This is a genomic window from Methanooceanicella nereidis (assembly GCF_021023085.1).
In the GTDB taxonomy this organism is placed as follows: domain Archaea; phylum Halobacteriota; class Methanocellia; order Methanocellales; family Methanocellaceae; genus Methanooceanicella; species Methanooceanicella nereidis.
In genome coordinates this window covers 297,551-320,172 of record NZ_PGCK01000001.1, presented here as the reverse complement: position 1 = coordinate 320,172, position 22,622 = coordinate 297,551, and the positions used below count along the sequence as shown (strand labels likewise).

16 protein-coding genes are annotated in these 22,622 nt (G+C 49.3%); 8 read left to right on the top strand and 8 right to left on the bottom strand.

Annotation, left to right across the window (positions count from 1 at the left end; all coding sequences use genetic code 11):
- The first annotated feature begins 107 nt into the window (after window positions 1-107).
- Window positions 108-2,327: an ATP-dependent DNA helicase gene (locus CUJ83_RS01700; protein ID WP_230739872.1), complete on the top strand. Its 2,220-nt coding sequence runs from the start codon at window positions 108-110 to the stop codon at window positions 2,325-2,327.
- Window positions 2,328-2,333: 6 nt separating this feature from the next.
- Here the strand turns inward: CUJ83_RS01700 and CUJ83_RS01695 are convergent, their stop codons facing one another.
- Window positions 2,334-2,525, bottom strand: coding sequence for a hypothetical protein (locus tag CUJ83_RS01695; RefSeq protein WP_230739870.1), 192 nt, complete (start codon window positions 2,523-2,525; stop codon window positions 2,334-2,336).
- A gap of 627 nt (window positions 2,526-3,152) precedes the next feature.
- On the opposite strand from CUJ83_RS01695, the gene CUJ83_RS01690 reads away from it, so the two are divergent.
- Window positions 3,153-3,782 carry a 30S ribosomal protein S3ae gene (locus CUJ83_RS01690; RefSeq protein WP_230739868.1) on the top strand — a complete coding sequence of 210 codons (630 nt, stop codon included), beginning with the start codon at window positions 3,153-3,155 and terminating at the stop codon, window positions 3,780-3,782.
- 145 nt (window positions 3,783-3,927) lie between these two features.
- On the opposite strand, the gene nifU is transcribed toward CUJ83_RS01690, so the two are convergent.
- From nifU to CUJ83_RS01670, 4 genes are all read right to left on the bottom strand, one after another.
- Window positions 3,928-4,314 carry a Fe-S cluster assembly scaffold protein NifU gene (gene nifU / locus CUJ83_RS01685; RefSeq protein ID WP_230739866.1) on the bottom strand — a complete coding sequence of 129 codons (387 nt, stop codon included), beginning with the start codon at window positions 4,312-4,314 and terminating at the stop codon, window positions 3,928-3,930.
- Window positions 4,315-4,324: 10 nt separating this feature from the next.
- Complete coding sequence (nifS, locus tag CUJ83_RS01680; protein WP_230739864.1) at window positions 4,325-5,491, bottom strand: cysteine desulfurase NifS; 1,167 nt, start codon at window positions 5,489-5,491, stop codon at window positions 4,325-4,327.
- A 150-nt stretch (window positions 5,492-5,641) separates the two neighbouring features.
- Complete coding sequence (locus tag CUJ83_RS01675; RefSeq protein ID WP_230739862.1) at window positions 5,642-7,936, bottom strand: PAS domain S-box protein; 2,295 nt, start codon at window positions 7,934-7,936, stop codon at window positions 5,642-5,644.
- 2 nt (window positions 7,937-7,938) lie between these two features.
- The gene (locus tag CUJ83_RS01670) at window positions 7,939-9,582 is read right to left on the bottom strand and encodes a HEAT repeat domain-containing protein (protein WP_230739860.1); all 1,644 of its coding nucleotides are present in this window, start codon (window positions 9,580-9,582) and stop codon (window positions 7,939-7,941) included.
- 732 nt (window positions 9,583-10,314) lie between these two features.
- Between CUJ83_RS01670 and pscS the strand changes: the two genes are divergently transcribed.
- Window positions 10,315-11,469 carry an O-phospho-L-seryl-tRNA:Cys-tRNA synthase gene (gene pscS / locus CUJ83_RS01665; RefSeq protein ID WP_230739858.1) on the top strand — a complete coding sequence of 385 codons (1,155 nt, stop codon included), beginning with the start codon at window positions 10,315-10,317 and terminating at the stop codon, window positions 11,467-11,469.
- A gap of 11 nt (window positions 11,470-11,480) precedes the next feature.
- Here pscS and CUJ83_RS01660 read toward each other — a convergent pair whose 3' ends face one another.
- The 3 genes from CUJ83_RS01660 to CUJ83_RS01650 form a co-directional block, all read right to left on the bottom strand.
- Window positions 11,481-12,038, bottom strand: a complete 558-nt coding sequence (locus tag CUJ83_RS01660) for a hypothetical protein (protein ID WP_230739856.1) — start codon at window positions 12,036-12,038, stop codon at window positions 11,481-11,483.
- A 230-nt stretch (window positions 12,039-12,268) separates the two neighbouring features.
- Window positions 12,269-12,913, bottom strand: coding sequence for a DUF5612 domain-containing protein (locus CUJ83_RS15975; protein ID WP_439651945.1), 645 nt, complete (start codon window positions 12,911-12,913; stop codon window positions 12,269-12,271).
- Between the two features lie 501 nt (window positions 12,914-13,414).
- Complete coding sequence (locus tag CUJ83_RS01650; protein ID WP_230739852.1) at window positions 13,415-14,446, bottom strand: S-methyl-5-thioribose-1-phosphate isomerase; 1,032 nt, start codon at window positions 14,444-14,446, stop codon at window positions 13,415-13,417.
- A 145-nt stretch (window positions 14,447-14,591) separates the two neighbouring features.
- Between CUJ83_RS01650 and CUJ83_RS01645 the strand changes: the two genes are divergently transcribed.
- The 5 genes from CUJ83_RS01645 to scpB all read left to right on the top strand — a co-directional run bounded on the left by CUJ83_RS01645 (window position 14,592) and on the right by scpB (window position 22,468).
- Window positions 14,592-16,754 (top strand): DUF3160 domain-containing protein, encoded by a 2,163-nt coding sequence (locus tag CUJ83_RS01645; protein WP_230739850.1) that lies wholly within the window; start codon window positions 14,592-14,594, stop codon window positions 16,752-16,754.
- Window positions 16,755-17,162: 408 nt separating this feature from the next.
- Window positions 17,163-17,636: a hypothetical protein gene (locus CUJ83_RS01640; protein ID WP_230739848.1), complete on the top strand. Its 474-nt coding sequence runs from the start codon at window positions 17,163-17,165 to the stop codon at window positions 17,634-17,636.
- An 18-nt stretch (window positions 17,637-17,654) separates the two neighbouring features.
- The gene (gene smc / locus CUJ83_RS01635; protein ID WP_230739846.1) at window positions 17,655-21,179 is read left to right on the top strand and encodes a chromosome segregation protein SMC; all 3,525 of its coding nucleotides are present in this window, start codon (window positions 17,655-17,657) and stop codon (window positions 21,177-21,179) included.
- A gap of 10 nt (window positions 21,180-21,189) precedes the next feature.
- Window positions 21,190-21,870 (top strand): segregation/condensation protein A, encoded by a 681-nt coding sequence (locus tag CUJ83_RS01630; protein ID WP_230739844.1) that lies wholly within the window; start codon window positions 21,190-21,192, stop codon window positions 21,868-21,870.
- Window positions 21,863-22,468 (top strand): SMC-Scp complex subunit ScpB, encoded by a 606-nt coding sequence (gene scpB / locus CUJ83_RS01625; RefSeq protein ID WP_230739842.1) that lies wholly within the window; start codon window positions 21,863-21,865, stop codon window positions 22,466-22,468. The genes CUJ83_RS01630 and scpB overlap by 8 nt, the downstream gene beginning before the upstream one ends.
- Window positions 22,469-22,622: the final 154 nt, after the last annotated feature.

The window sequence follows — 22,622 nt, the reverse complement described above, 5'->3', positions numbered from 1 at the left end:
TTCCGGGAATTTTTACACCCCGGAAAAATACTTTCAACATGCTGATTCTTACCTTTAAATATGGTGACAGATATATCAATCAAACTAATAGAATAACGACCGGCACTATGGCACCTGAATACCAGAAGTTTTTCCCCAAGCCCTCATTTTATCCTAACCAAAAAGAGGCTATGGACAGCATATATGACGCGCTGTTAGCGAAGAAGCTGGTACTTTTCGAGGGAGCGTGCGGCACAGGCAAGACCCTTTCGGCCCTTGCGCCATCTCTTGCGATAGCCCGGAAAGAGAAGAAAAAGGTCATCATCGCTACGAATGTGCACCAGCAGATGGAGCAGTTCATTGACGAGGCCCGGGAGATCCGGGGCATGGCCGACATCAAGGTAGCGGTCCTGAAGGGAAAGGCCCATATGTGCCCGCTTGAGAAAGACTACGACGAGTGCAACGTCCTGAGGGAGAACACTTACGAGCTGCTCGAGATCGAGCGAGACCTGTCGGATCTTCGTCTTAAGGAAAAGGACGCCATACAAAAAGCAAAGCAGGGCGACAGGAGTTTCGCAGACCTCCGGAATGATATCGTCAGCCAGATCCGGTCGGAAGAGGACAGGCTTTCCGGTTTGAGGAAAAGGTCGTGCGGCTATTTACGCGAGGTGCTGCTGAAGCCTAACGAGCAGTTTAACGACTGGCTTTTCAAGGGTGTAAGAAGGCCGGAAGAGATCGTGGAGGAGTCGCTTAAAAAAGGCCAGTGCGGATATGAGCTTCTTAAGCGTAACCTGAAAGAAGCCGAGCTTATCATTTGTAACTATCATCACCTTCTAGACCCCGGCATCCAGAGGACCGTCCTTTCGTGGATGGACTGCGAGCTGGACGATGTCATAATAATTTTTGACGAAGCGCATAACCTCGAGCCTCAGGCAAGGTCCCATTCGTCTCAGACGCTGTCGGAGCATACCGTCGACAAGGCGATCTTCGAGGCAGCTTCCATAAAAAGCGATATAAAGGACGAGATAGAGTTCTTCCAGCTCCTGTTAAAGAATACGATCGTCACGGCATATGAGTCAAGGTTCGGCTTCGGCGACGTCGAGCGCCTTACCGCTTCGTGGATGGACATCACGATAAGGGACCCTTACGGCAGGGACGACCTGCTCTGCCAGAAGATAATGCACGAGCTGTCGGAACGTAAGATAGACGTGAAAAAGCTGCTGGAGGAAGCTGTCGACAGGGGCATTGAGATAGACGAAAAGTACCGTGAGGAGTATAAGAACGGCAGGAGCGAGTCCAAAAAAACATCCGCCCTGCTGATGGTATCCGCCTTCATGCTTTCCTATATCAATCAGTCGCATGACGTCAATCATTACCCTGTCCTTAACGTAAGAAGGACCAGGGAGGGCGAGGTTTACGGGCGTATCGAGCTTTTTAGCTGTATTCCCACCGAGGTCACAAAGCCGCTCATGAACGGCGCTTTCGGCGTCGTGCTCATGTCCGCGACGTTAAAGCCCTTCGACATGGTCCGTAAGACTCTGGGCATCGAACGAGAAACTCTGGAGATATCATTTGGCACGACATTTCCTCCCGAAAGGAGGCGTACTATCGCAGTCGACATCGCCCCCCAGTTCGCAAAGAACCGTGGCGAGCAAGGCATGGTCGAAAACATGGTCTCGCTGCTCGAAGATGTCATCAATTACTCCGACGGCAACGTCCTGATATTTTTCCCCAGTTCCGGAGAGGCGCTAAAATATTACAACCTGATAAAGGTCGATGTGCCCGTATTCCTTGACGAGGCCGGTATCTCGGCGCAGGACACCAAGAACGAGTTCTTCAAACAGGGTGACAGCGGCGGAAAAGCCGTATTAATATCATATCTGTGGGGCACCCTGACCGAGGGAGTCGACTATAAGTTCGACCGCTGCCGCACAGTAGTGGTTGTAGGTGTCGGATTCCCCTCATTGAACGACCGCATGAAAGCCATCCAGAACGCATACGACGATATGTTCGGCATCGGCAAAGGCTGGGAATACGGCGTCCTTTACCCGACCATACGCCGTATCCGCCAGGCCAACGGCCGCGTCGTCCGCTCGCCTCTCGACTACGGCCTCCGCATCCTTGCAGACGCCCGCTACACGGCAGAATCCGTCAAAACACTCAAGCGTTTTTCTGTCCACATGCACTTCCCCGAGGACGAGCGAAAAGAATTCAGGGACGTCAAGCCCGATAAAGTAAAGTATTCCATGATGAACTTCTTCAATGACCTGAAGGCGCCGCAGGAAGAACCGTCAGAACCGCCTGTAAAACAGAAAAATCCTGGAAAGAAGAAAAAGTCCAAGGCTTAACAAAATTCAAGGATGCGGCCTAAACCGGCTATCTCCATGGCTTTTCATATCCAGCTTACGTTTTTCCAGATATGCCTGCAGTTCCGCGATCTCCCATGTCATAAGGTTCGCGATATAATCTTTTATGATCCGCGGGTTATCTATCTCCATGCATTCCAGCACAATTTTAAGCTTCCTGTCATCCGGATCATATTGCATATATGATATTTACTATCGCTGATCATATCTAACTTGTCAAAAAGAATATTCGCGTTCGGCGGAGGTTTTTCAGGTCTGCCCGAGCGTAGCGAGGGATGCGTAGATGGCAGGGTAATGGACGCGGCCTCAGTCCGCGTCGCTTAGGGCTTGCGAGCGAGCATTCTGCGAAGCAGAAATGCGAGCGGGGTGCAAGCCCGGCCCTGACATCGTAGCACCTGAAAAACCGTAGTAGCGAGGGAGCGAACGAAGAGAGCGACCGAGTGTCGAACGGCGTGAAAGAAAAACAATCACAAAACAACCGAGTTTCGAACCGATCGTCTTTAAAACATTAAATATTATCTTAATGAAGTGTTCAATATTACCATCCGATACAACGTAAACTATGTATACTTCCTTTTATATTACCTATTTCGGCGGGCCATCAATATTGGTCTTACATTCATTAGCTTAACACGCTCAAAAGGACGAGCGTTATCACATTATGTGGTAATATGGACGAACCGCCCTGTAATGGGCGAAACGAAGAAGTGGCACAACAATTGCGGATTATAAGCATTATGTTTATATATGAAATAGCGCAATACTGAAGTCACTCACTTAACACTTATCGATAATGAGGAGATTTTAATGGCGAGAAAAGCAGGAAAGAAAGTTGACACATTCCGTGCAAAGAACTGGTATCAGGTTCTTGCGCCGGCCGAGTTCAACAGGGTCAATATCGGCGAGACGCTCGCGGACGTACCCGAAAAGATGGTCGGCAGGATCATGGAAGCCACTCTGGGCGACATTACCGGAGACTGGACCAAGCAGAACACCAAGATGATTTTCAGGATCGACGAGATCGGCGGCAACAACGCTTACACTTCATTCTTAGGACACGAGATGACAAAGGACTACATGCGTTCCCTTGTAAAGAGGAGGACCTCGAAGATCGATGCGAACATAGTAGCCGTCAGCAAGGATGGATACAAGCTCCGTATCAAGCCTTTAATATTCACTGTCAAGAGGGCAAGGACAAGCCAGATCGAGAGCATCCGCAAGGTCATGGTAGACGTTGTTAACGCAAGGGCAAAGGAACTTAACTTCAACGAGCTGGTCAACGAGGTAGTCACCGGAAAGGTAGCCTCTGAGATATACAAGGCCACGAAGAACATCTACCCGCTCCGCAGGGCAGAGGTCGGCAAATCCGAACTCGTCTACAGGCCGCCAGTAGCCGCACAGAAGCCGGCTCAGCCTGAGACGACCACCACTGCATAAGTCCGATATTTTTTATTAGATAACAACCCTCATCTGGGGTTGTTATAAATTTTGATTTTTCGTTCGATTCATCTTCACCCGATAGGATACTATAGGATGCTATGGGGATCTATTCAGCATATCAGGAACACTTTTTATATCAAAGTCACCTGCTCACGATATCTGTTGTCTGTCTCTTTCTATAATCGCCTATGGCAGCCTTCAGCGCATCTGCCGCAAGGTTCGAGCAGTGCATCTTCACCGGGGGTAATCCGCCAAGCTCTTCTGCCACCTGGTCCCTTGTGATGTCCAGAGCTTCGTCAAGGGTCTTGCCCTTTGCCATCATCGTGATCACGCTGCTTGTGGCGATCGCCGCTCCGCATCCAAATGTCTTGAACTTGATATCCTTTATCCTGTCATTTTCGACCTTAATATAAATGGTCATCATATCGCCGCACTTTGGATTACCCACTTCCCCGATGCCGTCAGCGTCAGGTATCTCGCCGACATTCCGGGGGTTAGAAAAATGTTCCATGACTTTCGGAGTATACATTTTTGTCCTCCTATCTCGCCGCCGGTCTATAGAGCGGCGACATCTCTCTCAGCTTAGCGACAATCTCAGGAAGCTTCTCAAGAACGTAGTCGATCTCCCGGTCAGTGTTATAATGGCTGTTGGTGAACCTTATCGACCCATGAGCTTCCTCGGGTGACAGGCCCATGGCTATCAGCACATGTGAAGGCTCGAGCTCTTTTGAGGAGCAGGCCGATCCGGTAGACACGTCTATGCCGTTCATGTCCAGCATTAAAAGCAGGGACTCGCCTTCCACAAAACTGAAGCTCAGGTTGGCGTTATTAGGGGAGCGCTTTGCCGGGTGTCCGTTAAGCCTGACCTTATCGATCTTTAACGCCCCGCTAATTAGCCTGTCCCGGAGCCTCCTCATCTTTGCCGAGTTCCCATCAAGGTTCCTTGCGGCAGACTCGCATGCCTGCCCCAGCCCGACTATTCCCGGAACGTTCTCCGTACCGCACCGTAATCCCCTTTCCTGTCCTCCTCCAAAGCTCTGCGATTTTATTTTAGTCCCTTTTCTGATGAACAGCGCCCCTATGCCCTTAGGGCCGTGTAGCTTATGGCCCGAAATGGAAAGAAGGTCTATGCCCAGCTCATCTACGTCCACGTTCACTTTTCCCAGGCTCTGGACAGCGTCTGTATGGACGATAATCTCATTTTCCTTCGCTATCTCCGAGATGTCCTCTAACGGCTGGATCGTCCCGATCTCATTGTTAATGTGCATTACAGTGATGAGCGTGGTCTCCGGCCTTATGGCGGCTTTTAGCTCTTCGGCCTTTATTATGCCGTCACTGTCCACGGGCACGTATGTGACCTTGAATCCCTGTTTTTCGAGATGATGGCATGTCTCATAGACCGCAGAGTGCTCTATGGAAGAGGTTATAATGTGGTTTCCCTTTGTACAGTAAGCCCTGGCGACGCCAATGATCGCAAGGTTATCGGACTCGGTCCCGCCCGACGTGAACACTATCTCTTTCGTGTCCGCGCCTAAGGCACCGGCTACCTGCTGCCTGGCTTTCTCCACTGCTTCCCTCGCCTCTCTCCCTGAAGTATGAAGGCTCGAAGCGTTACCGAATTTTTTATGAAAATAAGGCATCATCGCTTCCATTACCTCTTCGCTGACACGTGTAGTGGCGCTGTTATCCAGATATATCCTGTCCATCCGACCATCGACCAATATTTATATTCATTTCAATTTATAATATTTCTACGCACGGTATCAGCAAATGTTCGCCTAAAACCTAATAAAAACAGTATTATGCCAAGAATCGGGTCAGATAAATATGCCAATAGGCCTGTAATAGTTTTATCTTCAATATTTTATCATGGTTTTCTTTTTTCTGTTTTTCGATGCAGGAGAAACATGTTCCATTATCTGGTTTTCAACAAGTTCTATGAACTCGTCCACCAGGCTCGGCTCAAACTGTGTGCCGGAGCATCTCTTCAGCTCCTCGATCGCTTCTTTCTTGCTCATGGCATCCCTGTAAGGTCGTTTGCTTGTCATAGCGTCATACGAGTCTATGATGCTTATGATCCTGCATACCAGGGGGATATTCTCTCCCTTAAGCCCGTCCGGATAACCGGCGCCGTCCCAGCACTCATGATGGTGCAGTATAAGGCTCGCGATATGGGACAGCTCCCTTGAACGGTTCGCGATGTTGTATCCGATCCAGGAATGTTTTTTCATCTGCTCATATTCGTCATCGGTAAGCTTTCCCGGCTTTAAAAGAATTTTATCGGATACTCCCACCTTTCCGATGTCATGAACTTTCGCTAGAAGGATCAGATCTCTTTTCTGGACATCCGGCAACCCTATCGCATCAGCCATCCTCTCCGCCATCATGGACATTCTTTCAGAATGGCCGTGGGCTATGAAGTCCCTTTCGGCCAGCGCCGCCAGAAGCAGGTCGACGATATTGCTTCTCGGGCTGTCCGACTGGCTGAGCTTATACTTATACATATCATCGTCCGCTCTTTGATATATGTCATAGATCTTATTTGAAACTCCTTCGGATGAGGATGCTATGCCGATCGACATGCTGATGGGCAAATGCGGGCTTTTATCGTTATATTTCTTCAGGAGACTGATGATCTCTTCTTTTCTGGCGGATGCAAGCGCTTCGTCGGCATCGGGCATTATCACGCATATCTCGTCACCTCCAACCCTGGAAATTATATCTATGTCCATAAATGCTTGAGTCAGGATGTTAGACGCTGCGACAAGCAGCTCATCTCCCGCCTTATGCCCGAAAGCGTCATTTATCATCTTGAGGCCGTCGATGTCGATACAGATGATGCTCAGGACATCAAAGCCTTCTTCGTTAAGGCTGTTCATGGTCATCTCGAAAAATGCCCGGTTGTATAATCCGGTGAGATTATCGTGGAAGCTCATGTACCTGAATCTCTCTTCGCTTTCCTTCAGGGCTCTCTCGGCTTCCTTTCGCTCCGTGATGTCATAGCAGGAGCCGATATACCCTGCGAATTTTCCGTCCTGGTCAAAGAAAGGCCGTCCCATGTCGATGACCCACCTGTATTCTCCGTCGTGGCGAAGAAGCCTGTATTCCATCTCGAATGGCCTTCGCAGCCTGAAAGCCTCCACATATGTATCTATCCTGGCCTTGATATCTTCGTGATATATTGATTTCGCCCAGCCAAACCCTGCCTGGCTCTCCAGGCTTTTACCTGTAAAGTCCAGCCAGCTTCGATTAAAATAGTCGTACTTGCCGTCCACCCCGGAACGCCAAATCATCGCCGGGAACCCTTCGAACAGGGTGAGGTAAAAATCCCTGGACTTTGCAAGCTCTTTTTCCGCCCGCTTTCTTTCTGTTATGTCCCTCGAGAGGATCACGTATGATAGTATGCTGCCGGTATCGTTCCTGATGGCCATTATGGTCATCAGCGACTCGATCTTTTCGCCTTGCCTGGTAACGGTAGTAAGCTCGCCGCTCCAGCCGCGCGGATTGTTGTTCAGCATTACCCTTTGCAGTTTATCTTTCACGTCATCGGGATCCATAATGACAGAGATGTCCCTGCCGATGACATCGCCTTTCAGGTATCCGTACCTGTCGTTGAAAGACCCGTTAGCGTAAGTTATCGTTCCGGAGGGGTCGGTCATTACGACGTACTCGCTGATATTCTCCACAGTGTATTCAAAGCGCTTGACGTCATCCTTCATTTGCTCCCTGAGCTTTTGCATCCTGAACCTGTTCACGTTGCTTGAAATGAAATGCGGGATCTTTTCATGATACCCGGGACATTTATCCAGGTGCGCATAAGCCCCGTAAAAAATACTCTTTATTGCCTCGACCGTGATCGACGAAGGGTCTTTTCCCGTAAGCATTAGCAAGGGAGCTTCTATGTTCAGCCGCTTTAAGCCTTTTATCAGGTCATTGCTCATCGACCCGTGAACGTTATAATCCAGGAGTATGGCATCATACGCGTTGAACATGGCTAGCTGGACGGCCCTGTTCGAATCATTGGCGATATCTGCCGATATGTTATGCTCGAAAAAGATGTTTTTGCAGAGCTCGACCTGGTCTCTGTCATCCTCCACGAACAATATCCTGTATCTATCTTGATCTGCAGAAAATATATCCCTGGAATTCATTTTTACGATCGCCGCTGTAATTTTATGAACTTAAGACTACAATTAGGAAGCTTTCCGAGCCCTTCGGCCGCATTTTTCTGGACTACCTTATCGCTGTCCTTTAACAGGGCTATAAGGGGCTTCGCGGCCTTCCCGTCGCCTATCTCGCCCAGCGCCCATGCTGCGTCTTTCCTGACATACCAGTCAGTATCTTTTAGCGCCTCTATCAAAGGTTCCACAGCGCGAGCATCTTTTATCATTCCCAGTGCATATGCAGCGTCTTTCTTAACGTAGCCATGCTCCGATCTTAAGACGCTGATCAACGGTTCCACCGCAGACTTATCCGATATTTTTCCAAGGGCTTCGACGACGCTTTCCCTCACTACTGCGTCATCGTCTTTTAGCGCGTCTATTAATGGCTTCACTGCCCTGGCATCACCTATCTTTCCCAGCGAAGACGCGGCATTCTCTCTAACGTTCGCATCATCGCTTTTCAGAGCTAGGATCAGCGGCTCTACCAGCTTTTTAAGGGCTTCGGACGCATTCATTCTGACATCCGGGTCTTCATCGCTTAATGCTTTTTTCAGCACGTCCACAACTATCGGGTCGCCCGTCTCTCCCAGCGCCCACGCCGCATCCTCACGCACGAACCTTGCCTCGTCCCTTAACAGGCAGGAAAGCGGCTCTACTGCAGCATGGTCGCCAATTTTTCCCAGTGCACGGGCAGCGTTCTTCCTGACATACCAGCTAGTATCCTTTAAAGCGACTATCAGTGATCTGACAGCTCTTTTATCTCCGATATTTCCAAGGGATTCCGAGGCAGCCTGCCTTATGGACCATTCGGTGTCCGATAATGTGTTAATCAGCGGCTCAACTGCCCGCGGATCCTTCATATTTCCTAACATACGGGCAGCGTCACGCCTTATGAATGCGTCTTTGCTGCTAAGGGAACAGATCAGGGTGTCGATGATCACTGACTTATCGACTTTTTCTTCGGCCGAGAATGGTTTTCGCTCTACGTCATTGTCATTTTCTATTACTGTTAATTTCCCTTTCTTAAGGGCGTCTTGAGCGATGTCCCTGACCCCGGGATCAGCGTCCGATAAAGCTTTTTCCAGCGGCTCCAGGGCCCGCCTGTCTCCCAGCTTACCAAGTGCCCATGCCGCCTCGCGCCTGACCTTATTGTTTTCATCTCTTAGCGACTCTATTAAAAGCTCCACAGCACGAGGGTCACCTATCTTCCCCAGTGCGCATGCGGCATCCCTTCGGACATACCATCCATTGTCCTTGAGGGCTATCATCAAAGGCCCGACTGCACGTTCATCCCCTATCCAGCCCAGTGCTTCTGCCGCATTTCTCTGTACGTATCCTTCTTTATCATTCAATGCAAGAATAAGATGATCTATGGCAGGCCTGCCTATCTTCCCCAGGGCCCATGCGGATTCCCTCCGGACCTTCCAGTCGTTATCCTTTAGGGCTTCGATCAGCGCCCTGGCGGAATCCGAAGCTCCTATCTCCCCCAGCGTCCATGCAGCCTCTTTCCTCAAAGAAGGGTCATCTGCCGTCCTGAGTACATTGACAATGCCCGGCAGGTCTTTCTTCCTCCTGAGGTCGCTGATGTCATGGGTCTGTGCGGTTCGGGCATCCATATTTCCATCGGTAGCCATATAAACGTCTCAATTTCAAGTCTGAATGGTTAATTTTTAAAATTAAGAGAAGTTTTAATAAATAATTTTTGTTAACGAATTGAAATTAAGATAATATAAGGCTACATAAAATTTTATATGGCATGTTTCATGGATTATTTAACTCATGAATCCCATAGGCGGAGCGGGGTTCAATCCTTCAAAGCGGAACAGTCCACTTTGTTGAGTATTCCGTTATATCATTAATGCGCGTTTTCGTTAATCAATGATCAAGTCCGTCACAAAGGCAACCAGGGAACACTGGCTTTCACCACGAAATCTTTGATGAGCGGGGTCTTGCTCAGGTTTTAAGGATGAAAAGATAATTTTCATGAGAGCGCACGAATGCGAACAAGGACCACCAGTTTCCACCACAAAGCGCTCAACGGGCACAAGGATACACTAATTTTCACCACGAAGGGCTCCAGGGGCTCGAGGGTTCACAAAGGACTTTTTTTGACTATTATCATATACTTAAAATTATTTTGTGTTCCTTGTTCGCCTTCGTGCGCTTTGTGGTTAGCAGTTTTGTGTTCCTTGTTCGCCTTCGTGCACTTTGTGGTTAGCAGTTTTGTGTTCCTTGTTCGCCTTTGTGCGCTTTGTCTTTATGGGGAGATATAATATAGCTATTAATTAACGGGACACATAACTTAACACTTAAAATACTCCGTCTGGACAAGCTTAAATATAATTAATCAGGAATTGAATGAATAGATGTCAAAAGATATTCCCTTGCAAAAGTACGGGTTTGTGAAAAGAGATACCCCGAGAAAAATTAATCTTGACCCGCTTCAGACGGGCGGCATACTGACGCCTGAAGCGAACCAGGCATTGATGGAATGGGGGGACGGGTATTCCGTATGCGATTACTGCGCCGGGATACTTGATGAGATCAAGACCCCTCCCATATTCGATTTTATTCATAAGGCGCTGCCGGAGTTCCTGGGATGCGACCAGGCCCGGGTGACCAACGGCGCCAGGGAAGCAAAGTTCGCCATTATGCACTCCATATGTAAAGAGGGTGACTGGGTGGTGATGGACGGCAATGCGCACTACTCGTCTCTGGTAGCCGCTGAGCGATCGAGGCTTAACGTCAAGCTCGTCGAGAAGACACCGTCCCCCGAATACCGAATAGACCCGGAAGGATACGGGAAGGCGATAGAGGAAATAAAGGAAAGCACAGGCAATGTGCCCTCAATGGCACTGGTCACGTATCCTGACGGCAGCTATGGTAACCTGCCGGACGTTAAAGCGATATCAAGGATCGTACACAGCTATGGCGTGCCTTTACTTGTGAACGGAGCATACGCGATAGGCCGCATGCCTTTCAACGCAAAAGACCTGGGAGCCGATTTCATCGCCGGGAGCGGGCATAAGTCCATGGCGTCCTGCGGCCCGATAGGCGTGCTCGGCGTTAGCAACGAATACGCCCCGAAGGTCCTGGAACGGTCAAAGTTCAATAAGAACAAAGAGATCGAGTCACTGGGTTGTACTGCAAGAGGCGCTACCATAATGACCATGATAGCGTCATTCCCCTCGGTTTATGAGCGCACAAAGCCCGAGAACTGGCAAAAGGAGATTGAAAACGCCAGGTGGTTCTCTTCAGAGTTAGAAAACATGGGCATGAGGCAACTTGGCGACCGCCCCCACAACCACGACCTTATGTTTTTCGAGACTCCGGTCTTTTACGAAATATCGAAGAAAGCCGACAGGTATTTCCTATACCGCGAGCTGAAATCGCGCAGCATCCACGGCATAAAACCCGGGCTCACCAAGTTCTTTAAGCTAAGCACGTTCGGAGTGGGCAGAGAAAATCTCGGGATGGTCGTTGACGCTTTTAAAGAGATCATTCAAAAATATGAAGCGTAAGCCCGAACGGCTTATGCCCTCTTTTTCCTGTTATTGAAATAGCTGATCATGATTATCAGGCCGATGGCCACCAGCGTCGACGTCCGCGAGTCAACCTGGAATGTCGTTACAGGCCCTTCTTCATGCACATGGGCGACATATGTCGATGTGTTATAGCCCGTGATCACGATGTAAGTGTTTTCAAACAGTCTTCTGGCATCAAAATTTATTATTTTATATCCCATGTGACCGTTTTTCTCGGCTGTGATATTGTAAAGCCCCGACGGCACATTCTCGAATGTGAACGACCCTTTTTCTCCCTTGCGTCCGGGGCCTGTGAACTGCGGGTTCATGTCTATTTCAGCTATCTTAATGTTCTTGTATGCCCCCGTATCTCCGTTATAGATACACTGCCATACTGTCACTTTCGCAGTGTCTACCCTGTCTATATCCTCGCTAATGACCAGGCCTTCGATAATGCCGACTCTTTCCTCTAACGCGCTGCAGTATGATGAGGCGGCCGTCAGGAGGATTGAAAAAGCGAGCAATAATGATAATGAAGTTATCCGTTTTAGTATATTCCGTATCATGAACCCCGGCTTTTTTATTTTTATATAACTTAATTTATAATTATATTATAAATACCTTATTTACCTATCGGGGTGTAAGAAAAAGGCATGGACAGGTGACTATCTTAGTATCAGTCCTGTAAGATACTATAAATTTAAGAAAATAGGGCTTGCATCCTTTATCTTTAGGGTTTGATCCACCTATCGGATGCAAGTCATTTTAAGCGAAAGATGTCGCGATGGGATGGCGATCAGAACTTTTTGCCTCTCACGCGGTCTATGTCGAACACTGCGGTCTTTGCGACGTGCATCACCGCGAATGTGCCCGCCTGTATCGGGTCCGTGACGACCAGGTCCGCGTAATCCGGCACGCTTCCTGCCATATTGAGGGATATGACGGGCATCCCCTCTCCATGCAGCTTCTTGACCTCTTCGGATATCCTGCCTCCCATTATGGAACCGGCAAGGACGAGTATCTGAGCCCTGTGAAGCCTTTTTACCGCCTCAACGGCGTCGGCAAGGTTATCTTCTCCCACAAGGGGTATCGTGTCCACACTGATGCGCTCGCCCCTTAAATTATGGCGGTCCGCTTCATTAATAGCGCCCATGGCTACCTGGGCGACCTGCGCGCCTCCTCCCACTATGATGACACGGGAGCCGAATATTCTCTCCAGCGTCGGATGAAGCGTGATCTCCTGGATAACGTTCATCTTTTTAAGGGCAACCACCAGGTCTTCTATATCCATTACGTCCTCGACCTCAAGGTATAGCGAAGACATACCCTCGTTGACGCCCTTGTCTATGATGAACTGCTGAGTAAATGTGATATTTCCGCCATGCTTGGCTATGACGCCGGCTATGTCGCGAAGCACGCCCGGCTTGTCCTTGCATATCATGTTTATGGCGGATTTTCCCGCTACCACAGGGCTCCTGGAATAGATCAGGTCATATTCGTTCACATAATTATCAATGTAGAGGACCTTCTCGGTCTTGGCCACCTTCAGTTCCCAGCCTTCCTTATCGTAGACGTCCAGCGTCCATCCCTTCTTTCCGGGCTCGATGTCCTCCAGTATATCGTTCAACTGTGAAGACGGAAGGACTATCACGTGGTCATCTTTTTCGCAGATGAGCACAAGATGCTTGATGCTGAGGTTATTGAGGAATTCGGGCGGGATCGAAAAATAGAAGTGGCCGTCCTTATTCTTGCTATAGCGTATTATGAGCAGGTATTGTCCGTCAACTCTGTAGACATGCTGGAGCCCTGATAGGTAATGTTCTTTCAGCTCCACCTGCTGCTCTATCGTGTCGATGACCGTCTCTACGGCTTTTTTCATTTCCTGTGAATTGTATCTATAGCTCATCCTGTTTCCCTGCTTAGATTGATTGAATATGTCCCTTTATATATTGAATTTTTTCTTTATCTCGCTGAAATCCATCGGAGGCTTCAGTATCCCGAGCTCGGTTATGATCGCCGTGACATTTTCCATCGGGGTGGCGTCGAAAGCCGGATTATACACCTGGACGTCCTTCGGGGCGATCTGCATTCCGCCCCAGTACCTTAACTCGTCGCCGCTTCGCTCCTCGATCACAACGTCCTTTTCCTTTTTCGTGAAATCGAACGTAGAGAACGGCGCCGCGACATAGAACGGTATGCCATGGGCCTTCGCGACCACGGAATGCGTGTAAGTGCCTATCTTATTGAACACCGCGTCCTCGACTATGCGGTCGGCGCCCACAATGACCTTATCCACCATTCCTTTACGCATGACATGGCCGGACATGCTGTCCGTTATCAGCGTGACGGGTATCCCGTCCTCCATAAGCTCCCAGGTCGTGATCCTGCAGCCCTGGTTGAGCGGCCTTGTCTCGCATGAGATCACTTTGATCTTTTTACCTTCGGCTACGGCGGAGCGGATCACGCCCAGCGCGGTACCCCAGTCGACACACGCCATCCTGCCCGCATTACAATGCGTCATGACCGTGTCGCCATCTTCCAGAAGCTTTGAGCCGTGCTCTCCTATGGCTTTACACCGGGCAACATCGTCGTCAGCTATTGCCTTTGCCTCTTCGAGTGCCAGGGACTGGATTTCACTAATGTCTTTTCCTGTTAAAGCTTTTCTCATGGTCCGCTCGACGCCCCATGAAAGATTGACCGCCGTAGGCCGCGTTCCTTTCAGCTCATCTGCGCCCGACATTAATTTTTCGATATATTCCTTTATGTCCCGGCTTTTGATCGTGTACGCGAGCAGCGCGACGCCGAACCCGCCCGCCGCGCCTAATGCGGGGGCCCCTCTCACCTTCAGCTTGAGTATGGCGTCCTCGAGGTCCCTTACCTCATGAATATCAAGCAAAAGAAGCTTTACCGGCAGAGCGGTCTGGTCAACAAGCGTGACACAGCCTTTCTTGTCATCCCAATAGATTGTGCGCATCACATTAAAATTATAAAATGAAAATAAAAAGTTATTGGTTTTCATGCACATATGTGAACTGTATCTAACATGATCATAGTTTATACTACGGCGGCATCCGTAGTTATAGCAATATATATGTGGTCTCTTTCCAAATCTTTTTATTATGAGGGACGATAGCAGATCGGGACTTACCAGCAGGAGAGAATTTTTAAAAGCTATTGGGGCTGCCGGGGGAATAATTGCATTAAGCGCAAGCTCATGGGGATGCATATCCCTTACAGGCGGAGATTTACAGCCACCCCGCCCGACGGGGAATATCACTTATACGATCGTCAATAGCGTAAATTCAAGGTTCGCGGAATACAGGCCGATGGAAGTCATATCTGCGCCGGCAGTAAAGCCATATTCAGTATTGCCGGACCTGTCGAATGTTTCCAACGTTGACAGAATGAACCCGGGGGTGGCGGAGAAAAAAGCACTTACTTCAGATCAATTTTACATGAAGGCATCCGCGGACGATCAAATATACGACGTCTACAAGCACTGTAAGGACGCCGGAATACCTGCTTTTGTAACTACCGATGCATTGCTGCACAGCTATCACATCCTCTATGACTATATCCTGCGTGTCCTTGAGGTCGACCATTTCAGCCCGGGCCTTATAGAATTGACGAAGTCGATGCTAACGGAGTCGCTGGCTCAGCTTAACTCGGGGATCGAAGAGATAAAGGTCCCCGCACTGAAAAATGCCGCGTTCTTCAGCGTAGCGCTATCGCTTTTAGATCCCGATGCGAGTATTCCGGCGGACGTGATGCAGTATGTCAATAAGGAGCTTGCGCTGATCGAGGCTCACAAGGGCTTTGGCGATTCGCCCATATTCCAGTACAAAGAGGACTACAGCCAGTATGTTCCGAGGGGCCACTATACCCGAAACGACACGCTCAAAAAATATTTCAAGGCGATGATGTGGTTCGGCAGGATGTCTTTCGTCGTTAATACTGACGATATGGAGCTTAACAAGGAACAGACCAGGATGGCTATACTTATAACGCTCGCTCTTAAGTCCAGGCTGTTCGACATGTGGAAGGGCATCTATGAGCCGACGGTGTTCTTTGTCGGCGAGACCGACGACCTGTCGGTGTTCGACTATCTTGCCCTGATAAAGGAAATATACGGCAGCGAAGTCTCACTTTCCGATCTGGCTGACGATACGAAGCTTGAGGCTTTCATGGAAAAAGCCGCGAAGCTGAAAGAGCCTAAGATCATCTCCACTTATATAGAGGACACGGAGAGTAAAGAGAATCTAAAAGGCTTCAGGTTCATGGGCCAGCGCTTCATCCCCGACTCATATATGTTCCAGGAGCTGGTCTATAATAAGGTAGGCACTCCGGAAGATCCCAGGCTGTTCCCGAAAGGGCTTGATGTAATGGCAGTTCTCGGATCGGAGAGGGCTTATGAGATCCTCGATAAAGTGTATAACGAGACCAGGTTTTACAATTATGATAAACAGCTTGCGTCATTAAAGGAACAGTTCGCCGCTTTCAAGGATGACACATGGACCCAGAACCTGTACTGGTGCTGGCTCTACTGCCTTTTCGCTCTTCTGAACAAAAAAGGCGACGGATATCCGACATTCATGAAAAACCAGGCGTGGACCGACAAAGAGCTGAACACTTCTCTCGGCAGCTGGACCGAGCTAAGGCATGATACCATCCTTTACGCAAAGCAGAGCTATACGATGAAAGCAACAGCGATAATGCCTTCGGGGACCACTCCTCGCGGCTATGTAGAACCCAACGCGGAGCTTTATGCGCGCCTCGCCTCTCTCGCCGCGATGACCGAGGAAGGTCTACAGTCTCGCGGGCTTCTCGACGATGAGTTCGCAGGCAAGCTTAAGAGCCTGAAAGGGCTTCTGGTCTCGCTCAAGGACATCTCAGAGAAGGAGCTTACCGGCAAAACACTGGTCGAAGACGAATACAAGCTCATAGAGAATATCGGGAACACGCTCGAAAGCATTACCACGTTCTCTTCTGCGGTGAACGATAAAGTGTCAAATGACGCCGATAAAAAGATGGCGGTTGTCGCAGATGTCCACACGGATGTCAATACCGACATGGTACTGGAAGAGGGTGTAGGCAACCCGTACCATATCTTCGTTATTGTGGAGATAGACGGCGATCTCGTCCTCACGAAGGGAGGTGCGTTCTCATACTACGAGTTCACTCATCCGATGTCCGACAGGCTTACCGATGAAAAATGGCAGGAGATGCTACAGGAAGGTAAAGCGCCTGCAACGCCAGAATGGACAGAAAGCTTCACCTTATGATAATTCTTCACCACGAAGCATACAAAGGGCTCGAAGGTACACTAAACTGCTAACCACGAAGCGCATGAAGGCGAGTAAGGTACACAAAGATTTTTTTAGGGTATAATAACCTTCCAAAAAAGTCCTTAGTGTACCTTTTTTCGCCGTTGTGCGCTTTGTGGTTAGCAGTTAGTGTTCCCTGGTTGCCTTTGTGCGCTTCGTGGTTAAAAAATCGTGCCCTTGGTTGCCTTTGTGCGCTTCGTGGTTAGCAGTTAGTGTTCCCTGGTTACCTTTGTGGTGATAGTTATACCTCTTTTTTAATCGCGACATCAAATCTTTGGCTACTAACTTTCAAGACTTCTTTGCGCCTATGGGCAATAGAAGCAAGAATTAAATATCTAAACTTCGTTTAGTCATTTAGGGGTAAAAATGGAAGGGGATATGAAGGATATTGTGCTTGCAAGGTTAGAGAGGAGGCTCAAGGACAAGGACGAGGAGATCCGCTCTTTAAAGAACCGCCTTCGTGAAAAACAGCCTGAAGACCTGAAAGAAAAAGTCAAAGGGCTCGAGAAAAAAACAGAACATCTTGAGAGCGAGCTCAGGCAGACCCAGACTACGTTATCCGAGGTCATGAAAAAGATAGGCTCGCTTGAAAGTGTCCTGACCGGCATCATGATAGCGAATGCCGCAGAAGATGAGGAAATGGACGATGTCATTGACCCGGACCTTGGCCTTGGAGGCGTGCCCAATCCGGAAAGCTTCAACCTATATGGCAAATACGTGGCCGCAAAGACCGATCCCGCGAGCATCATGAGCGAGGCTGAGAACCTATCCCCGGATGGAGCGTCCGAAGAAAGCGGCAAAAATGCGCTGCGATTCTTCCATATGAACAGGAACCCTTGAAACTAATGCGTGGAACACATGCATATCAAAGAGATAGAGCTTACTAACTTTAAGTCGTTCGGGAAAAAGGTAAAGATACCTTTTTTTGACGACTTTACAACTATTTCCGGGCCGAACGGCTCGGGTAAGAGCAATGTCATAGATAGTGTACTCTTTTGTCTGGGGCTTTCCAACTCACGCACAATGAGGGCTGAAAAGCTCACCGATCTTATATACAGCGTAGACGGAAAAGGGCCCGGATCGGCCGAGGTAACGATACGCTTCGATAACACTGACCGCGAGATGCCTATTGACCAGGATGAGATAAGCGTCACCAGGCGAATAAAATCCAGTGACAGCGGTTATTACAGTTATTACTATTTCAACGATAAGCCATGCTCGCTATCCGAGATGCATGAGCAGCTTGGCAAGGCGCAAATATCCCCTGACGGCTACAATGTGATAATGCAGGGAGATGTCACCCGTATAATCGAAACGAGCGATACGGAGCGCCGCAGGATAATAGACGAGATAGCAGGTACCGCCGAATTTGACGATAAGACCGATAAAGCGCTTTCCGAGCTCGAAGTGGTCAGGGAAAGGATCGAGCGAGTCAACATCATTCTCGCAGAGGTCGAGTCAAGGCTTTTCCAGCTGAAGGCCGAAAGGGACCAGGCACTGCTATACCAGTCATATAAGGATGAAAAGATAAAGAACGAAGGCTATCTCCTTCTTTCGGAGCTTAAAGAGGCCAAAAAGATCCTTGACTCCATACTCGAAGACATTCGCGATAAGGCTGAGAAAAGAGAGTCGATCATCGCGGATGTAGAGGTCAAGAGCGCAGCTGTCCAAAAACTTAAGGAAGAGATCAAATCCCTTAGCGACATGATATCCCGTAAGGGCGAGGGAGAACAGATACTGATAAGGCGGGAGATAGAGGAAGCAAAGGCCGGAATAAAGGGATGTAACAACGTCATAGATTTCTCCCGGACTGAGGTGCTCAACCGTGAAACGGAGAAGCAAAAACTGTTCCTGGACATCGAAAAGGCCCGCGGCCAGATAGAGGAGATGAATAAGAGGCTGGAGGAAGAGGAGAACAGGAAGCTAAGCCTCAATAATGAATATTCCTTCAGGAAGTCCAGCCTGGATGAGGTCCATAAAAAAATATCCGTCATAGATGAGAAATTCAAGGGTGTCAGGGTAAAGCTATCAGAGCTAAAGAACTCCTTGGAGGGCTCCAGAAACCTTCGCAATGAAAAATTAAGGGAAAAGGACAGGATACTGGACGCGGCAAGGCGTAAGCAGGACGAGGAGCAGGACGCCGAGGCCGAGATCGCGTCGAGCAGAAGCCGCATAGAGGAAGCCCGCGTCGAAGCGCAGAACATAGGGCGCGACATAGCAGAACTGCAGCGCAGGGCGCAGGCGCTGGCAGCCGATATAACCGACATGGAAGGCGCCAGGTCCAGGGCAAAGCAGGAGCAGCTTGGCGTCGAGAGCCAGCTGAGGAAGCTTCAGGCAGAATATGCGAAAGCGGAAGCCAGGGTAAAGGCATATGAGGAATTTGACGGGTACTCACAGGCTGTCGAAGCCATACTTCGTGCGCGCGATTCCCATGAACTGCCGGGCATCTATGGCATTATCGCCGAGCTCGGTAAAGTCGACGAAAGATATGCCACCGCGCTTGAGGTCGCGGCAGGGAACAGGCTGCAGAACATCGTCGTAGATAATGATGAGGACGCGTCGCGCTGTATTTACTATTTAAAGGACCTGAGAAAAGGCACGGCGACATTTTTACCGCTTAATAAAATGAGGCCCAGGCCGCCGCTAAGGGACCTGAGCGGGGAAAGGGGCGTCATAGGGTACGCAATAGATCTTGTAGAGTTCAATCCGCGCTATGAAAAAGCGTTCTACTATGTTTTCGGCGACACGCTTGTGGTGGATACACTCGAGACCGCAAGGCGCCTTATAGGCAGCGTCAGGCTTGTAACGCTCGACGGTGACCTTGTGGAGAAGAGCGGTGCGATGACCGGAGGTTTCCGCGCAAAGTCAAAACTAAAGTTCAAGGCGTCCGAAGAGGAGCATATAAAAGAGCTTTCGGAGCAGTTAGCCGTACTGGAGTCCGAAAGGGACGGTATCCTGAAGAAGATCGAGTCGATCGACAGTCATATTTACACTATTAAGAAAGACAGGTCAGAGTTCGAGACGCAGGCTACAAGGCTTTCAGCAAAGCGCGACGAGCTTGCAGGCCGCATCGTAAGGCTTGATGCCGTGATCAAAGAAAAGGAAGCCGCCATCAGCGCATTACGTGACAGCCGCAGGGTGCTTCGCGATGAGATGATAGCGATCGAGGAAGCAATTGCTAAGGCCGATGTCGAAATAAACTCGCTGACGTCCGATGTATCCAAACTCGAGGACGAGCTCAGGGGCTCGGAGATACCGAAGCTGACCGAGGAAGCCGCACGCATCGAGGATGAGATGAAGAGGCTTGACGGCCGTATCCGCGATACGGAATCGAGCATATCTTCAATAAAGCTGGAACAGGCATATGTGCAGTCCGGGATCGAAGGGAACGGGAAGCGCATACGCGAAGTTGACGATAACATTGCCTCGCTAAAGTCTAAGATCGCGCAGAACGAGGAGCAGATAACCGAGTATCAGGGGCAGATCGAGGAGAAAGGTAAGCGCGAAAAAGAGATAGAGTCAGAGCTTACCGGCCTCAAAAAGCAGCGCGATGATATGTCGGAGGAACTATCGAAGGCCGACCATGAGCTATATGACGTAAAGAGGGGCATGGAAAGAATAACGAGTATCCTTAACACGCTTGAGATAAGCCGCGATGAAAGCCTGGAAAAGATAAAGCGAATGGAAGAGGAAGTCCGGGAAAAGGACATGGTGCCTGAAGAGGACGTCCCGCCTCTGGATAAGGTCCGCGCTAACATATCGATACTGGATAAGAAGATGCAGGCCCTTGAGCCGGTTAACATGCTTGCGATCACGGAATACGATTCTGTCAACGAAAGGCTTGTAGAGCTTACCGGCAAACGGGACACGCTCATGAACGAGCGCCAGGATATACTGAATAAGATCGAGCACTATAAGGCGATGAAGAAAGAGACATTTTTAAAGACCTTCCACTCGATCAATGAAAATTTCAAGGACATATTCATGGAACTGTCCGACGGCTTCGGAGAGCTGATCCTGGAGAATCCGGAAGACCCGTTCGCAGGCGGCCTTACCATAAGGGCACAGCCTCACGGCAAAGCCCTTCAGCGTCTCGAGGCTATGTCCGGAGGGGAAAAGAGCCTTACGGCATTAGCGTTCATATTTTCCATCCAGCGCCATAAGCCTGCGCCATTTTACGCTTTTGACGAGGTGGACATGTTTCTGGACGGCGCTAACGCGGAGCGCGTAGCCAGGATGATCAAGAAGCTTTCGGAGAACGCACAGTTCGTCGTAGTGTCTCTGAGAAAGCCGATGATAGAGTCCGCTAACCGCACGATAGGCGTCGCGATGCAGGAAAATAACATCTCCAGCATAACGGGGGTGAAGCTCTATAACAACTGAAGGCGAGGCGGTGATCGAAACTCCCGTAATGGAGCAGTCCGTGGAGATATTGCTGGAGATGGCCAGGGGCGGCGAGATCGACCCCTGGAACATTAATATCATAGATGTGACGGACAAGTTCCTGAAAAAGCTCACGGAGATGGAAAAGCTTGACCTCAGGGTCTCCGCCCGTACCCTGCTTTACGCCTCGATATTGTTACGTATGAAATCGGACATCCTCGTCAACGTACCTCCTCCGGAGCCGTTTGAGGAAGACGATCCCTTTTTAGACATGGCAGAGGATGATTATCCCGTCCTGGAACCCCGGCTCAGGCACGTGGCCTCGAGGCCTGTCACGCTTCAGGAGCTTATCGACGAGCTCAAGAGGGCGGTGGCCACAAAGGATATTCCGGCGTTAAGGCAGGCAAGAAAGGTTGAAAAGCCCAGGCGAAAGACGCTTGAGGAAGTCCTGGGTATCGCCCATGAAGAGGATATTGAAAAGAGCATCGTGGAAATGATAAAAGTCCTTGATGCGGAGTACGCTTACCGGGATTTCGTCACGATGAGCGAGCTTGTGAAGGAAAAGACGCCCAGAGGCATCATTGACGTTTATCTTCCGCTCCTATTTCTTGCCAATAGAAAATATGTGACTCTCACACAGGAAATATTATTCGACGAAATATTCATCCGCAGGGGAGATAAGCTTGGATGAGAAAAACCTTATAGAGGCCGCGCTGTTCGCAGCGGGAGGCCCGGTGACCGAGGCACAGCTCAAGAGCCTCCTTAACCGCTCAAGCACGTATATGGCGCCGATCATCGATAAGCTCATTGAAGAATACCGGCTAAGGCATTCCCCCCTTGAGATCGTAAAGCTCGAGGGCAAGTATGTCATGCAGCTCAAAGCGGAATACTCTGCCAGTGTGATGTCTATATCCCCTAAAGAGCTTACAAGCCCGGTGCTGAGGACGCTATCTATTATCGCATACTATCAGCCTATAATGCAAAACGAGCTTGTCAACGTGAGAGGACAGGCTACCTATGACCATGTCACCGTTCTGGAAGAAAGGGGGCTAATAGAGAAAAGAAAGAATGGCAGGACATACGAGATCACCACGACTGACGCTTTTTGCGATTATTTCGGCTTGACCCCGGGCGACGTGGAATCCATAAAAAAGCAGATAAAGAACAAGGCAAAGTTCAAAAAAGAGTCGCTGACAAAATGGATAGAGTCCGGAGTGCCTGACATCAACGCCTTCAATGCAGTAAAGCGACTTGTTCCCGTGATGAATAAAAATACAGATATTAAGTAATTTTTGTCCTTATGCGTTTTTTGGATGATGTCTATCATATCTTTTCGGGTATATGCGAATGCTAACCTCACGAAAACTCAGTAGACATTTTTTGAATTCAAAATCCCCGAGTAAGTTTATCGGTTAATATCTTACAATTAGTAGTAATATTTTT